Annotated in this window: 16 protein-coding genes and 2 tRNA genes; 6 read left to right on the plus strand and 12 right to left on the minus strand. The window is 62.3% G+C overall.

Annotated elements, in window-relative coordinates; genetic code table 11:
* Window positions 1-218: 218 nt before the first annotated feature.
* From VFG49_RS06020 to thrS, 9 genes are all read right to left on the minus strand, one after another.
* Window positions 219-295: transfer RNA gene (locus VFG49_RS06020), tRNA-Pro, on the minus strand.
* Window positions 296-358: 63 nt separating this feature from the next.
* On the minus strand, window positions 359-715 hold the full coding sequence (locus VFG49_RS06025) for a MerR family transcriptional regulator (RefSeq protein ID WP_324858614.1): 357 nt from the start codon (window positions 713-715) through the stop codon (window positions 359-361).
* Window positions 696-995, minus strand: a complete 300-nt coding sequence (ihfA, locus tag VFG49_RS06030) for an integration host factor subunit alpha (protein WP_019467382.1) — start codon at window positions 993-995, stop codon at window positions 696-698. Before ihfA ends, VFG49_RS06025 begins: the two co-directional genes overlap by 20 nt.
* Before the next feature lies 1 nt (window position 996).
* Window positions 997-3,396: a phenylalanine--tRNA ligase subunit beta gene (gene pheT, locus VFG49_RS06035; protein ID WP_324858615.1), complete on the minus strand. Its 2,400-nt coding sequence runs from the start codon at window positions 3,394-3,396 to the stop codon at window positions 997-999.
* 19 nt (window positions 3,397-3,415) lie between these two features.
* The gene (gene pheS / locus VFG49_RS06040) at window positions 3,416-4,411 is read right to left on the minus strand and encodes a phenylalanine--tRNA ligase subunit alpha (RefSeq protein WP_324858616.1); all 996 of its coding nucleotides are present in this window, start codon (window positions 4,409-4,411) and stop codon (window positions 3,416-3,418) included.
* 309 nt (window positions 4,412-4,720) lie between these two features.
* Window positions 4,721-5,080, minus strand: a complete 360-nt coding sequence (rplT, locus tag VFG49_RS06045) for a 50S ribosomal protein L20 (protein ID WP_017463630.1) — start codon at window positions 5,078-5,080, stop codon at window positions 4,721-4,723.
* Window positions 5,081-5,096: 16 nt separating this feature from the next.
* A complete protein-coding gene (rpmI, locus tag VFG49_RS06050; RefSeq protein ID WP_038615747.1) occupies window positions 5,097-5,294 on the minus strand; it encodes a 50S ribosomal protein L35 in 198 nt (65 codons plus the stop codon).
* Window positions 5,295-5,718: 424 nt separating this feature from the next.
* Window positions 5,719-6,246, minus strand: coding sequence for a translation initiation factor IF-3 (infC, locus tag VFG49_RS06055; protein WP_324858627.1), 528 nt, complete (start codon window positions 6,244-6,246; stop codon window positions 5,719-5,721).
* A gap of 45 nt (window positions 6,247-6,291) precedes the next feature.
* A complete protein-coding gene (thrS, locus tag VFG49_RS06060; protein WP_324858617.1) occupies window positions 6,292-8,193 on the minus strand; it encodes a threonine--tRNA ligase in 1,902 nt (633 codons plus the stop codon).
* A 408-nt stretch (window positions 8,194-8,601) separates the two neighbouring features.
* On the opposite strand from thrS, the gene VFG49_RS06065 reads away from it, so the two are divergent.
* Window positions 8,602-9,615 (plus strand): NAD-dependent epimerase, encoded by a 1,014-nt coding sequence (locus VFG49_RS06065; protein WP_324858618.1) that lies wholly within the window; start codon window positions 8,602-8,604, stop codon window positions 9,613-9,615.
* A gap of 129 nt (window positions 9,616-9,744) precedes the next feature.
* Here the strand turns inward: VFG49_RS06065 and VFG49_RS06070 are convergent, their stop codons facing one another.
* The 3 genes from VFG49_RS06070 to uvrB form a co-directional block, all read right to left on the minus strand.
* Window positions 9,745-10,191 carry a CopD family protein gene (locus tag VFG49_RS06070; RefSeq protein ID WP_324858619.1) on the minus strand — a complete coding sequence of 149 codons (447 nt, stop codon included), beginning with the start codon at window positions 10,189-10,191 and terminating at the stop codon, window positions 9,745-9,747.
* Between the two features lie 65 nt (window positions 10,192-10,256).
* Window positions 10,257-10,331, minus strand: a tRNA-Val gene (locus VFG49_RS06075).
* 81 nt (window positions 10,332-10,412) lie between these two features.
* Window positions 10,413-12,434: an excinuclease ABC subunit UvrB gene (gene uvrB / locus VFG49_RS06080; RefSeq protein ID WP_324858620.1), complete on the minus strand. Its 2,022-nt coding sequence runs from the start codon at window positions 12,432-12,434 to the stop codon at window positions 10,413-10,415.
* A 152-nt stretch (window positions 12,435-12,586) separates the two neighbouring features.
* Here uvrB and VFG49_RS06085 point away from each other — a divergent pair, with 152 nt between their 5' ends.
* The 5 genes from VFG49_RS06085 to VFG49_RS06105 form a co-directional block, all read left to right on the plus strand.
* Complete coding sequence (locus VFG49_RS06085; RefSeq protein WP_324858621.1) at window positions 12,587-13,144, plus strand: GspH/FimT family pseudopilin; 558 nt, start codon at window positions 12,587-12,589, stop codon at window positions 13,142-13,144.
* Window positions 13,145-13,695: 551 nt separating this feature from the next.
* Complete coding sequence (locus VFG49_RS06090; RefSeq protein WP_324858622.1) at window positions 13,696-14,040, plus strand: metalloregulator ArsR/SmtB family transcription factor; 345 nt, start codon at window positions 13,696-13,698, stop codon at window positions 14,038-14,040.
* A complete protein-coding gene (locus VFG49_RS06095) occupies window positions 14,037-14,486 on the plus strand; it encodes an ArsI/CadI family heavy metal resistance metalloenzyme (protein WP_324858623.1) in 450 nt (149 codons plus the stop codon). Before VFG49_RS06090 ends, VFG49_RS06095 begins: the two co-directional genes overlap by 4 nt.
* Before the next feature lie 9 nt (window positions 14,487-14,495).
* Entirely contained in the window at window positions 14,496-14,879 is a 384-nt protein-coding gene (locus VFG49_RS06100) for an arsenate reductase ArsC (protein WP_324858624.1), read from the plus strand.
* On the plus strand, window positions 14,880-15,554 hold a 675-nt coding region (locus tag VFG49_RS06105), incomplete at its 3' end, for an aquaporin (RefSeq protein ID WP_324858625.1).

Consider the following 15,554-nt stretch of genomic DNA (forward strand, 5'->3'; position numbering starts at 1 on the left):
CTGCCGCGACGGCCGTTTTGGCCCGCAGTTAACGATACGGTGTAGAAGACGCGACCGCGTAGAAAAACATGGGTTCGTTAGGCACAGATCGATCTCCTGGATGGAGATCCTGTGGGCGTCGATCAGGTGGTCTAGCACCCTGACGCAGCAGTTCGGTGCAGCACTTCGAAGAAGTGCGGGGTTAGTGATTCCTAACCCCTTGATGCTAGTTGCCGAATTGGTCGGGACGGCGGGATTCGAACCCACGACCCTCTGCCCCCCAGGCAGATGCGCTACCAGGCTGCGCTACGCCCCGACGATACGGCAAGTCGACAAGTCTACCAGCGAGCCGGTAGCACCGGAAGCCTTTTGAGCGTGCTCAGCGACGCAGCAAGGTCAGCACTTCTTCCAGCTCCATGCGCACCTGGCGCACGATCTGGTGAGAGATGCTCGACTCCATGCGCGCCTGCGGGCCTTCCAGCCGGGCGCGTGCGCCGGTGATGGTGAAGCCTTCGTCGTACAGCAGGCCACGGATCTGCCGGATCATCAGCACATCGTGACGCTGGTAGTAGCGGCGGTTGCCGCGACGCTTGACGGGGTTGAGGGCCGGGAACTCCTGCTCCCAATAGCGCAGCACGTGCGGCTTGACGCCACACAGTTCACTGACCTCACCAATGGTGAAGTAGCGCTTCGCCGGAATGGCGGGGAGTTCGGTGTTATTCCCTTGGTCCAGCATAGCCCTCGACTCGCACCTTGAGTTTCTGACCCGGACGGAACGTCACCACGCGACGGGCGGAAATGGGAATCTCCTCGCCTGTCTTCGGGTTGCGGCCCGGCCGCTGGTTTTTCTGACGCAGGTCGAAATTGCCGAAGCCCGACAGCTTCACCTGCTCACCCTTTTCCAACGCTTCGCGGACGACCTCAAAGTAGGCGTCCACGAATTCCTTTGCCTCACGCTTGTTGAGGCCCACCTCGAGAAATAGGCGCTCAGCCATCTCCGCTTTGGTCAGCGCCATCTTATCCTCGCAACTTTGCCTTGCATGCCTGCTCCAACGCTACGACTGCTTCACGAATGTTACGGTCGGCGTCGTCGTCAGTAAGCGTGCGTGAAGCGTCCTGTAAAATCAAGCCCATAGCGAGACTCTTTCGGCCCACTTCGACCCCCTTGCCGCTGTACCGGTCGAACAGGCGAAGCTCTTTCAGCTGGCCGCCAAGGGTGCTGCGGACCACCTGCTCAATCTGTGACCAGGTGACCTCTTCCGGCACGTCCACGGCGATATCGCGGCGGACGGAGGGGAAGCGGGGCACCGACTGCGCCTTGGGCAGGCGACGGGCCAGCACGGGCTCCAGCTCCAGTTCGAGCACATGTACGTCGGCACCGAGGTCCAGTGCCTTGGCCAGCTGCGGGTGCAGGGCACCCAGGTAGCCGGCAGTGACACCGTCGCGGGTGACGCGAGCGCCACGGCCCGGGTGCAACCAGGCCGGCAAGCCATCGGCATGGACCGCCCAACGCTGGGGCTCGCCGCCCCAGGCAATCAAGGCGTCCAGGTCGCCCTTGAGGTCATGGAAGTCGAGCGTGCGGGCGGCTTCGCCCCACTGCTCAGCCTTTGCCGTACCACACGCCACGATGGCCAGGCTCGGCGTTTCGGTTGGCGCGTCCTTGCGGGCGGCCGCCTCCGTACTGATGCGGAAGCTGCGGCCGAGTTCGAACAGGCGTACGCGCTCCTGCTGGCGAGCACGATTGTGCGACAGCGCTTCGATGAGGCCGGGCAGCAACGACGGACGCATCACCGCCAGGTCGGCCGACAGCGGATTGGCCAGCGGCACCAGATGCCCAGTCATTCCCCAGCGCTGCAGCAGATCGTTGCCCACGAAGGCCAGGTTGACCGCTTCGTAATAGCCACGTGCCGCCAGTTGCTCGCGCACAGCCAGTTCGTTGAGGCGTGCCTCCGGCTCGGCGGCCAGGGTCAGTGCGCCCGCCGGCGTATGCGTCGGGATGTTGTCGTAACCGTGGATACGCGCGACCTCTTCGACCAGGTCTTCCTCGCGCTCGATATCGAAACGGCTGCTCGGCGCGGTGACCTGCCAGCCATCGGCTTGTGCCACCACCTGCATACCCAGCGCGGTGAAGATGCGCGCCACTTCGGTATCCGCCACTTCAATGCCCAGTACGCGCTTCAGCCGCGCACGGCGCAGCACGACCGTCGCCGGCTTCGGCAGGTCAGCGAGGTTCTCGGCCACCAGCACGGGACCGGCCTTGCCACCGGCGATCGCCAGCAGTAATTCCGTCGCGCGTTCCAACGCCCGCCGCGGCAGCTCCGGATCGACACCGCGCTCGAAGCGATGCGAAGCATCAGTATGCATGCCCAGCTTGCGCGCACGCCCCATGATGGCGGCGGGTGCGAAGTGCGCCGATTCCAGGAACACGTTGCGGGTGTCGTCGGTGACGCGCGAATCGAAGCCGCCCATCACGCCGGCGACGGCAAGGCCGTGCTTTTCATCGGCGATCAGTACGAACGTGTCGTCGAGCTTCGCTTCCGAACCATCGAGCAGCTTCAGCGTTTCGCCCTTGCCCGCGTGGCGCACGATGACGTCGCCCTGCAGCTTGTCGTTGTCGAACGCATGCAGCGGCTGGCCCAGTTCCAGCATCACGTAATTGGTGACATCGACTACCGCGCTGATCGGGCGCAGGCCGGCGCGGCGCAGGCGCTCGGCCAACCACAGCGGCGTGCGCGCCTTTGCGTCGATACCTTCGATGATGCGGCCGAGGTAACGCGGCGCATCGGCGCCGGCTTCGAGACGGATGCCGCGGCGTGCGTCGCTGCTCACCATGGCTGCCGCCTGCTCGCCAGTCTTCACGCGGCTGCCAAACAAGGCAGCCACGTCATGCGCCAAGCCGTAGAGGCCCAGGCAGTCCGGGCGATTCGGCGTGAGCTTCAGCTCGAAGCTGGCATCGGGCAGGCCGAGGTAAGCGGCTAGTGGTTGGCCCACCCGCGCATCGGCCGGTAGTTCCAGCAGGCCCGATGCGTCGTTGTCGATGCCCAGCTCCTTGGCCGAGCACAGCATGCCGAACGACTCGACGCCACGCAGCTTGGCGGCCTTGATGTTGATGCCACCCGGCAGGGTTGCTCCAACAGTCGCCAGCGGCACCTTGATGCCCACGCGCGCATTCGGCGCACCGCAGACGATCTGCAATGGCTCGCCCTGCCCCACGCTCACCTTGCACACCTGCAGGCGATCGGCTTCCGGATGCTTCTCGGCGCCGACGATCTCGGCTACCACCACACCGTCCAGGCCTTCGCCTAGCGGGGTGAGTTCTTCTACTTCCAGGCCCGCCATGGTCAGCGCATGGGCCAATGCCGCGCGGTCAGCCTGGATCTCGACCAGTTCGCGCAGCCAGTTCTCGGAGAATTTCATGTCACGGTTCCTGCTGCATTTACGCGAACTGCTTGAGGAAGCGCAGATCGTTCTCGAAGAACGCGCGCAGATCGGAGACGCCATAGCGAAGCATCGCGAAGCGCTCCACGCCCAGGCCGAACGCGAAGCCGGTGTAGCGCTCCGGGTCGATGCCGCAGTTCTTCAGCACGTTGGGATGCACCATGCCGCAGCCGAGCACTTCCAGCCAGCGCGTGCTGCCGTCTTCCGCATCCCAGCGGATGTCCACTTCGGCCGAGGGTTCGGTGAAGGGGAAGTAGCTGGGGCGGAAACGCATTTCGAAATCGCGCTCGAAGAACGCGCGGATGAATTCCGCCAGCGTACCCTTGAGATCGGCGAAGCTGGAGGTTTCATCGACCAGCAGGCCTTCGATCTGGTGGAACATCGGCGAGTGGGTTTGGTCCGAGTCGCTGCGATAGACCTTGCCCGGCGCGATGATGCGAATCGGCGGCTGACGCCCCTGCATGGAACGCACCTGTACCGGCGAGGTATGCGTGCGCAGCAGGCGACCGTCGCCGAAGTAGAACGTGTCGTGCATGGCGCGCGCCGGATGATGCGGCGGGAAATTCAGCGCCTCGAAGTTGTGCCAGTCATCCTCGATCTCCGGACCGTCGGCACGCTGGTAACCCAAGCGCGCGAAGATCGCGGCGATGCGCTCGAGCGCACGCGTGATCGGATGGATGCCACCGCGCTCGCCGTCGCGTCCAGGCAGCGTGATGTCGATGGTTTCAGAAGCAAGGCGGTGATCGAGCTCGGCCTGCTCCAGCACCTGCTTGCGTGCAGCCAGCGCGTCGGCAAGGCGATCCTTGACACGATTGACCTCGGCACCGCGCGCCTTGCGCTCATCGGGCGACAACGCGCCCAGCGCTTTCAGCGCGGCGGTGACGATGCCGCTTTTGCCCAGAAGACCCACGCGCAGCGCATCAAGCGCTTCGAGCGTGTCGGCCTTGTCGATATCGGCCAGCGCTTGTGTCGCGCGGCTATCCAGATCGTCCATCGATGCGACTCTCTTGTCCCCTCTCGCCACTGGGGAGAGGGCTAGGGTAAGCCACCTAAAGGTGGTGAAGGGCGACTCTTGCTGTATCGCGCATCGAAGCGTGCTTCGATTGAAGACCGGGGCCAGACGTGTCCCTCACCTCAATCCTCTCCTCTAAGGGGAGAGGAAGCGAACACCGCAAGCATTGTCCAAATAAAAACGGGGAGGAGGCTTTAGGCCTCCTCCCCGCGGGCGTTACACGCATCCTTTGAAGAGTGCGGCCATGGATGGCCGCTTCTTGATCTTCGCGATCAAGGATGAGCGCACGAATTACGCCGCCAGACTGGCCTTCGCCTTCTCTGCGATCGCACCAAACGCCTTGATGTCGTGCACGGCGATATCAGCCAGGACCTTGCGGTCGACGGTGATACCGGCCTTGGCCAGGCCATTGATCAGGCGGCTGTACGACAGGCCGAACTGACGGGCGGCGGCATTGATACGCACGATCCACAGCGCGCGGAACTGACGCTTGCGCTGCTTGCGGCCGATATAGGCGTACTGACCAGCCTTGATGACGGCCTGGTTAGCAACGCGGAAGACCTTGCGACGGGCGTTGTAGTAACCCTTCGCGCGGCCAATGATCTTCTTGTGACGACGACGGGCGGTAACGCCACGCTTTACACGAGCCATGGTTTATCTCCTCGCCTTACAAGTACGGCAACATGCGTGCTACACCCTTGGTGTCGCAAGCCTTGACGTGGTTGGTGGCACGGAGACCGCGCTTACGCTTGGTCGACTTCTTGGTCAGGATGTGCGACTTGAAGGCGTGACCGGCCTTGAACTTGCCGGATGCGGTCTTGCGAAAACGCTTCGCAGCCGCCCGGTTGGTCTTGATCTTGGGCATGTAAATGCTCCCTGATGGGGCTGAACCCCGGGTTTCTGACTGATCTGGCGGTGGCTTGGCGACCACGCTTTCCGTCCTGCCAGCATCGGTGCACGACCCGTCCTGGTGGGTCGAACCGGCGATTATACGGAGGAAATCAGGGTTTTGCCAGCGGCGGGACTGTTTGGAGCCCCGCTCCCTTTGGGAGAGGGGTCAGGGAAAGGGTGTGGGGCTTGCGCGAGCCTCCGAAGCCTCGCACCACCCATACCCTCATCCGGCTGCTGCCACCTTCTCTAGGGGAGAAGGGTTCGCTCTTGAAGGCCCCCGCAACTGCTGGCCGCACGGCGGCCCTTTATCCTTCCCCGCTCAGCTTCAAGACCAGCTGCGAAAATACAACCTCATGATCCACCAAGAAAAAAGCGGCCCTCAGGCCGCTTTTTTTCAATTACTGCTTTTTCTTCGGCCCGATCATCATGACCATCTGGCGACCTTCCAGGCGGGGGAAGGACTCCACCACGCCGTTCTCGCCGACGTCTTCCTGGATCTTCTTGGCCAGGTTCTGGCCCAGATCCTGATGAGACATTTCACGGCCGCGGAAGCGGATGGTGACCTTGACCTTGTCGCCTTCCTCGAGGAAGCGAAGCATGTTGCGCAGCTTGATCTGGTAGTCGCCCACGTCCGTGACCGGACGGAACTTCACTTCCTTGATTTCAACCTGCTTTTGCTTCTTCTTGGCCGCCTGGGCCTTCTTCTGTGCTTCGAACTTGAACTTGCCGTAATCCATGATCCGGCAGACCGGTGGGTCGCCGTTAGGCTGGATCTCGACCAGATCCATGCCCGCCTCTTGCGCCAGTGCCAGCGCCTCGTCGCGGGTAAGGATGCCGAGCTGTTCCGCATCAGCGCCGATCACGCGCACGCGCGGAACGCGGATTTCGAGGTTACGGCGATTGCCCTTGTTGTCGGTGGTAGCGATACCACTATCCTCCAGAAGAGTTCTTGTTTATGCCGGCCCGCGCGCTCAGCGGCGGGTTTCGGCTTCCAGGCGTTCGACGAAAGCGGCCAGCGTCAAGCTGCCCAGATCCTCGCCCGAACGGGTACGCACGGAAACGGCCCCTGATTCCTTCTCGCGATCTCCGACCACCAGCAGGTAAGGGACTTTCTGCAACGTATGCTCACGGATTTTATAGCCGACCTTCTCATTGCGCAAATCGGCCTGTACGCGGAAGCCTTTATCGACAAGGGTTTGCGTCACTTCGCGAACATAGTCGGCCTGCGCATCCGTGATACTGAACACCGCGGCCTGCACTGGAGCCAGCCAGGTCGGCAACAGACCGGCGTGATGCTCGATCAGAATGCCGATAAAACGCTCCATTGAACCCACGATGGCACGATGCAACATCACCGGGTGACGACGCTGTGAACCCTCGTCCACATACTCGGCATCCAGGCGCTCGGGCATCATGAAATCCACCTGCATGGTGCCCACCTGCCAGGCCCGGCCGATGGAGTCCTTCATGTGGTACTCGATCTTGGGGCCGTAGAAAGCACCCTCGCCGGGCAGTTCCTCCCACTTCACGCCAGCGGCGCGCAGGGCAGCACGCAGCGCGTCCTCGGCGCGATCCCATACTTCGTCGCTACCGATGCGCTTGTCCGGGCGCAACGCGATCTTGAGCGCGATGTCCTCAAAACCGAAGTCGCCATAGACCTTCATCGCCTGCTGGTGGAACGCCGTCACCTCGGGCTCGATCTGCTCTTCCGTGCAGAAAATGTGGCCGTCGTCCTGGGTGAAGGCGCGCACGCGCATGATGCCGTGCAGCGCGCCCGAGGGCTCATTGCGATGGCAGGCGCCGAATTCGCCATAACGGATCGGCAGCTCGCGGTAGCTGTGCAGACTGGTGTTGAAGATCTGCACGTGACCCGGGCAATTCATCGGCTTCAGCGCAAACGTGTGCTTCTCCGACTCGGTGAAGAACATGTTCTCCTGGTAGTTGTCCCAGTGGCCGGACTTCTTCCACAGCGAAACATCCAGCACCTGCGGGCAACGCACTTCCTGGTAGCCGCTGTTGCGATACACGCGACGCATGTACTGCTCCACCTGCTGCCAGATGGCCCAGCCCTTGGGATGCCAGAACACCATGCCCGGGCCTTCCTCCTGCTGGTGGAACAGGTCGAGCGCCTTGCCGATCTTGCGATGGTCGCGCTTCTCCGCTTCTTCCAACTGGAGCAGGTAGGCCTTGAGGTCCTTGTCGTTGAGCCACGCCGTGCCGTAGATGCGCGTGAGCATCGCGTTGTTCGAATCGCCACGCCAATAGGCGCCGGCTACCTTCATCAGCTTGAATGCGCGCAGCTTGCCCGTGTTGGGTACGTGCGGGCCGCGGCACAGGTCGGTGAATTCGCCCTGCGAATACAGCGAGAGTTCCTCATTGGCGGGAATGCTCTCGATGATTTCGGCCTTGTACTCCTCGCCGAGACCGCGGAAGAAGGACACGGCGTCGTCGCGCGTCTTCACGCTACGCGTCACCGGCAGGCCTTCCCTGACGATCTTTTCCATCTCCGCCTCGATCTTCAGCAGATCGTCGGGCGTGAACGGACGCTCGTACGCAAAGTCGTAGAAAAACCCGTTGTCGATCACCGGACCAATGGTGACCTGCGCGCCGGGATACAGGCGCTGCACGGCCTGCGCCAGCAGATGCGCCGTGGAATGACGCAGGATCTCCAGCGCCTCCGGGCTCTTCTCGGTGACGATCTCAAGGCTGGCGTTGTGGTCAATCGGAAAACTGGCATCCACCAGCTTGCCGTCCACCTTGCCGGCCAGGGTAGCCTTGGCCAGGCCCGCGCCAATGGAGGCAGCGACATCCTGCACCGTCACCGGATGCTCGAAGGGGCGTTTGCTGCCGTCGGGTAACGTAATTTCGATCATATCCGTACCTGTTCGCTCGCCATATCAAAGCGCGCTTATTTGAAGAGTCCGGCCATCGAAGGCCGGTTTGGCTTTGCCCGCCCGGACGGCGGGCACTCAATCAAGTCTCCGGCCATGGATGGCCGGTTTTGCTCTTGCTCGCCAGGACGACGAGCGCAAATAAAACTCAAAAATAAAGGGCGCCAAGCGCCCTTCCCGAAAGCTATGGCGTGGCGTGGTTCAGCGTTGGAAGCTCGTAGTTGCCATGTCACACGCTCGGCTGGCGCTTTGGGCGCGGGCCACCTTTCCTCTGATGAATTCGTCAAGAACGCTAGTTTAGCCGACCTTGGGCTGTCAATTCAGCATTCCGCGGCGGCCAGTCTCACCACGCCGGCGATAGAATAGGCGGCTGCTTCTGGAGACTTCCCCATGCGCATCCTTGTCACCGGCACAGCCGGATTCATCGGCTCCGCCCTGGCCGAGCGCCTGCTGGCCCGCGGGGACGAGGTCCAGGGCATCGACAACCACAACGACTACTACGATCCGGCGCTGAAGGAAGCTCGCCTTGCGCGCTTCGCGGCACACCCGAATTACACCCACCTGCGTGCCGACCTGGCTGACGCCGAGGCGGTGAACCGCGTGTTCGCCAGCTTCGAACCGCAGCGCGTAGTGAACCTGGCCGCCCAGGCCGGCGTGCGCTATTCGCTGAAGGACCCGCAAGCCTATGTGCAGAGCAATCTCGTCGGCTTCGTAAACATTCTGGAAGCCTGCCGTCATGGCAAGATCGAGCATCTCGTGTACGCGTCCTCCAGCTCGGTATACGGCGCCAACCGCAAGATGCCGTTCGCGATCGAGGATGCCGTCGACCATCCCGTCAGCCTGTATGCGGCAAGCAAGAAGGCCAATGAACTGATGGCGCATACATACAGCCATCTTTACGGCCTGCCCACCACGGGCCTGCGTTTCTTCACGGTCTACGGCCCGTGGGGACGGCCCGACATGTCGCCGATGTTATTCGCCGACCGCATCAGCCGTGGCGAGCCGATCGACGTCTTCAACTATGGCAATCACAGTCGTGATTTCACCTATATCGACGACATCGTCGAAGGCGTGATCCGCACCCTGGACCATGTCGCCTTGCCCGATCCAGCCTACGACGCGCTGCACCCCAGCCCCGGCACATCCAGCGCGCCCTACCGCGTCTACAACATTGGCAACGACCAGCCGGTGCAGTTGCTGCGCTTCATTGAACTGATGGAACAGCAGCTGGGCCGCGAGGTGGAAAAGCGATTGCTTCCGATGCAGCCGGGCGACGTGCCCGATACCTGGGCCGACGTATCGGCGCTGCGGCGCGACGTGGGCTATGCACCGGGCACCTCCATCGAGGAGGGCGTGGCACGTTTCGTGGCGTGGTATCGCGAGTACTTCCAGCGCGGGGAATAAGCCGCGCCCGGCGGTCGAACTGTAGGAGCGCACCCAGTGCGCGAAAAGCCCATCCCCAAGGGGACGTCGCGAAGCGGTCATGCCACCACTCCGCGATCGCGCACTGGGTGCGCTCCTACAAAGAGCTGTTCAGAACGGCTTGGCAATCACCAGGAAGATCACGCCCAGCAGCACGAACACCGGCAACTCGTTCATGATGCGCAACATCTTCGATGATGGCAGCGCCCCACCCGTCTCGCTGCGCTTGAGCAAACGCCCGGTCCAGATGAAATAGGCCAACAGCAGCGCGACCAGGCCCAGCTTGGCGTGCAACCAGTGCGCATCGCCGAAGTTCGGCAGCACACCGGGGAACACGCGCCAGCCCTGCCACAGCGTCAATCCCAGCAGGAAGGCCAGGCCAAACATGTTGTGGCCGAATCGATACAGCCGCCGCCCCATCAGCAGCAACCTCGCCTTGACTGCCGGCTCGGCATCCGCCTCGGCCACATTCACCAGGATGCGCGGCAGATAGAACACCGTGGCCATCCAGGCGATGACGAACAGCAGATGGAACGACTTGATCCACAGATAGGTCATCGACGGGCTCCTTCAGCGCAAAAAGAAACGGCGCGGACCCTGAGGCCGCGCCGTTTCGTCGGTATTGGTGGGCGGTACAAGGATCGAACTTGTGACCCCTACCATGTCAAGGTAGTGCTCTACCGCTGAGCTAACCGCCCGGAGCTCGCCCGGCATGCCGTGCGAGCCGCGCAGTATACGTGCTCCGATAGCTGGCGACAACCGCCCCGGAAAGAGGGCCGTCAACGCAGGGCCTTTTCCCGGAGTTGGTGGATCTGGTCGCGTATCCGGGCGGCCTCCTCGAATTCCAGGTTCTCGGCGTGCTTGTACATCTGCGCCTCGAGTTTCTTGATCATCGCGGAGGCCTGGTCGGCGCTGAGTGCGGCGTAATCGGCGCCCTTTTCGGCCACGGCCGCCTTGCGTTCGCCACGGCTGCCGCGGCCACGTCCCGGCACCTCGCTGCGCGCGCCTTCCATGATGTCGACGATGCGACGCACCACCGATTGCGGCGTGATGCCATGGGCTTCGTTGTAGGCCTGCTGCTTTTCCCGGCGACGCGCGGTCTCGTCCATCGCAGCCCGCATCGAGCGAGTCACATTGTCCGCGTAGAGGATCGCCTTGCCGCGCAGGTTTCGCGCGGCGCGGCCGATGGTCTGAATCAATGAGCCGGTGGAACGCAGGAAACCTTCCTTGTCCGCGTCGAGAATCGCCACCAGCGATACCTCGGGCATGTCCAGGCCCTCGCGCAGCAGGTTGATGCCGACCAGCACGTCGAATTCGCCCAGACGCAGATCACGGATGATCTCCACGCGTTCCACCGTTTCGATGTCCGAATGCAGGTAGCGCACCTTCACATCGTGCTCGCCCAGGTACTCGGTAAGGTTCTCGGCCATGCGTTTGGTCAACGTGGTGACCAGCACGCGGTCGCCCATCGCCACGCGCTTGTGCACCTCGCCCAGCAGATCATCGACCTGGGTGCGTACCGGGCGTACTTCCACTTCCGGATCGACCAGGCCAGTGGGACGCACCACCAGCTCGACGATGGCATCGCCCGATTTCTGCAGCTCATAGTCGCGGGGCGTCGCCGATACGTAGATGGAGCGAGGAGCTCGCGCCTCCCACTCCTCGAAGCGCAGTGGCCGGTTGTCCATCGCCGACGGCAGGCGGAAACCGAACTCCACCAGTGTTTCCTTGCGCGAGCGATCGCCCTTGTACATTGCGCCCAGCTGCGGAATGGTTACGTGCGATTCGTCGACCACCAGTAATGCATCCGGCGGCAGATAGTCAAACAGCGTCGGCGGCGGTTCGCCGGCACCACGTCGCGTGAGATGGCGCGAATAATTCTCGATGCCCTGACAGTAGCCCACCTCGGCCATCATCTCGATGTCGAAGCGGGTACGCTGGTCAAGGCGCTGCGCCTCGACCAGCTTGTTATCCTTGTAGAGTTGTTCCAGTCGTTCTTTCAACTCGACCTTGATGGTCTCGATGGCATTGAGCACGCTTTCGCGCGTGCTGGCGTAATGCGTACGCGGATAAACGGTGTAGCGCGGCACCTTGCGGATCGTTTCACCGGTGAGCGGATCGAACAGCGCCATGTTCTCGACCTCGCCGTCGAATAGCTCGATGCGCAGCGCTTCGGTCTCCGATTCGGCCGGAAAGACGTCGATCACTTCGCCGCGCACGCGGTACGTACCGCGACGCAGCTCCATTTCGTTGCGCGTGTACTGCAGTTCGGTGAGCTGGCGAATCAGCGCGCGCTGGTCGATGCGCTCGCCCTTGGCCAGGATCAGGCGCAGCGACAGGTAGTCTTCCGGATCGCCCAGGCCATAGATCGCGGAAACGGTCGCCACGATCAACGAGTCCTTGCGCGACAGCAGTGCCTTGGTCGCCGCCAATCGCATCTGCTCGATATGGTCGTTGATCGAGGCGTCCTTCTCGATGAAGGTATCGGAGGCCACCACATAGGCCTCGGGTTGGTAGTAGTCGTAATAACTGACGAAGTACTCCACCGCGTTATGCGGGAAGAATTCCTTGAACTCGCCGTACAGCTGCGCTGCCAGCGTCTTGTTGGGCGCCAGCACAATGGTGGGCCGCTGGATCTTCTCGATCACGTTGGCGATGGTGAAGGTCTTGCCCGAGCCGGTGACGCCCAGCAGGGTTTGTGTCGCGAGGCCCGCCTCGAAGCCATCGCTCAACGCACGGATGGCGTTGGGCTGGTCGCCCGAGGGTTTGTAGGGGGAAACGAGTTCGAAGCGGTCAGTCATGGGAATCCACATGCGGTCGCATTCGGGCATTTTAAATCGCCCTGCTGACAGGACCTGTCAGCAGTCAACGACGGGGCGCGCGCAGGCGCGATGGCAGCCTCAACACCCTCCAGCCGGTAGCCTGCGCTCTACACGTGCCCAGGGAGTGGCGTATGCATCGACAGGGAGAACACCTGAGACAGCGGCAACGTGGCCTGACGCTGATCGAGCAGGTCCTGACCACACTCATCGTGGCCATCCTCGCATGCGTCGCTGCGCCGGCCCTGGGTCATCTGGTGGTACGCAATCGGCTCCAGGTCGCGCAGAGCGATGTCATCGCCGCGCTTCAACAGGCGCGCGAGCTGGCCATTCATACGCAGCAGCGTTCCATGCTGTGCCCATCGCGCGACGGAAAGCAATGCTCTGACGAGGTGCATTGGGAGCGCGGCTGGCTCATCGGCCACTATCGCGTGAAGCAGGCCGATCAATTGGACGGCAGTCCCCGTTCGACCATGAACGATCACGAGCGGATGACGATCATCAGCACGGCAGGGCGTCGGCGCATCCGGTTTCAGGCCAATGGCACGGCAGAAGGCAGCAACACCAGTTTCGCGCTCTGTCGCTCGGGAGACCCCCGGGATGCGCTGCTGGTCGTGGTGTCCAGGGCAGGCCGCATCTATGGCAAAAAAGCCTCACCCGAGCAGGCTCTGGGTTGCGCGAACGCCACATGAGACGTTTCCCGCGCAAAAAAACAAGGCCCCACATCACTGCGAGGCCTTGTCGATATGTGGCGCCGAAGCTGAACTCGAACCAGCGACCCCTGACTAACAGTCACAAGGACAATCGCCTTAGCTCTTCCCGAGTCACGACCTCAGCAACCACATCGCCGACTCAAAGCGAGCCGTCGCCGCCATCGTCAAAGCCACAGGGCTTGCTGACGGAGTTTCGCTGCATACGCTCCGCCACAGCATTGCCACGCAAGCTGTTAGTGCTGGTGCGAACCTGCACTTGGTCGGCAAGGCGTTGGGCACACACAGGCGGCCACTCCCCACCGTTACGCCCACGCAGAGCACAACCCCTCAGGCAGATGGGCGCAAACGTGGATGCCGAACCACGCCGCGCCCGGGAGCGACTCAAGAACGAGGAGGCAGCCAGGGCTGCCGGCAGCGCCGATGTCGTCGCTCTGTCCAAGTACCGGGCGGCCAAGTAGGCCGGCCGCCAGCCCAAGGTTCAGCTCAATGGAGCACTTGACTCAACCGATTATTTCCATAATTCTGGAAATATGGAATTAAATGACGCCCTCGCCTGCCTTGGCGCGCTCGCTCAAGAGCACCGACTAACCCTCTATCGCTTACTGGTGCAGGCTGGGGACGACGGCATGGTGGTCGGCGAGCTTGCTGCCACCACAGGTTTGGCCGGCGCCACTCTGACCAACCATCTGAACATCCTGAGGCGAGCCGGGCTTGTCAGCGACGAGCGCCAGGGCCGAGTGATTCGCTGCCGTGCCAACTACGGCCAGATGAATGCTCTGCTCGGCTTCCTCACGGAGAACTGCTGCGAAGGTTCTGCCAGCACGTCCTGCTGCGAACCCGCGACCGCTTGCAATCCGACCGGGAGAAAGCCATGAAGCGGTTTCATGTCCATGTAAACGTCGAGCAGTTGGATACCAGCATCAAGTTCTATACGACGCTGTTCGGCGCAGGCCCCTCTGTAGTCAAACCTGACTACGCCAAGTGGATGCTGGATGATCCGCGCGTCAACTTCGCTATCTCTCAGCGCGGGCGAAAGGCAGGAGTGGATCACCTTGGCCTGCAAGCCGAGGACGATGCTGAGCTAGCGTCCATCGGGGAGCGCCTGATTGCCGCCGACGCTGTCGCCTTAGCGGAGAAGGCAACAACGTGCTGCTACGCGCGATCCGACAAGTTCTGGGCCGAAGACCCTCAAGGTGTCCGCTGGGAGAGCTTCTTCTCGCATGGCGAGGCAACCACCTACACCACAGCAGAAGGCGCCAGCGAATCCAAGGCGGCGCCCTGTTGCGGACCTAACGCCCGTTCCGCACAACCCTGTTGCTGAGCCGAAAGCATGAAGCGCGTTCTATTCGTTTGCGTTGAGAACTCCAACCGAAGCCAGATGGCAGAGGCATTCGCGCATATCTATGGCGGTGACTCCGTGGAAGCGCTGAGCGCCGGCTCCCGCCCCTCCGGCGTAATCAACCCAAAGGCCATCCGCTTTATGGGCGAGCTTGGCTATGACCTCACGGCTCACGCCTCCAAGTCACTCGATGAGGTAACCGGCGACTTCGACGCAGTAATCACGATGGGATGCGGCGACCAATGCCCCTGGGTGCCAGCCAAGGTCCGTGAGGACTGGGCGCTCCCCGATCCCAAGCACTTCGATGATGACGGCTATCGGATCGTCCGCGACGAAATTGCCTCGCGCGTCCAAGCGCTGTTGAAGGCCCTTTAAGTGAATCTCCATCGCAAGCTGGTCGCAGAGCTTCTCGGCACCGCCCTACTCTTGGCCACCGTAGTCGGTTCCGGCGTTATGGGGTCGGCTTTGGCGAATGGGAACAATGCTCTGGCACTTCTCGCCAACGCGTTTGCGACCGCAGGGATTCTCTACGTGCTCATCAGCACTCTAGGGCCGATTTCAGGCGCACACTTCAATCCGGCCGTGACGCTCGCCATGCGACTCCACGGGGAGATGAGCAATCGAGATACGACGGCTTATATAGCAGTCCAGATCGTCGGCGCGTTCGCCGGAGTGATTCTTGCACACGCCATGTTTGGCTTAGCGCTTATTCAACCAGGCACGCATGTTCGCACTGGCGGCGCCATGTGGCTGAGTGAGGCAGTCGCCACTTACGGGCTATTACTCACCATCCTGCTAGGCCGCAGGTATCGACCCACTGCGATCCCCGGACTTGTCGCCAGCTACATTTTTGCCGCGTACTGGTTCACCGCCAGCACTTCATTCGCGAACCCCGCAGTCACCCTGGCGCGCGCCCTAACTCAAACCTTCTCGGGCATACGCCCTCAGGACGTCGCTGGCTTCGTGATTTCGCAACTCGCCGGGGCCTTAGCTGGATGCATCTCCTCTACCGCCATAATCCCCTTTGGAAGTGGCATCCCCACGACGCAA

Source organism: Dyella sp., assembly GCF_035685885.1.
Classification (GTDB): Bacteria; Pseudomonadota; Gammaproteobacteria; order Xanthomonadales; family Rhodanobacteraceae; genus Dyella.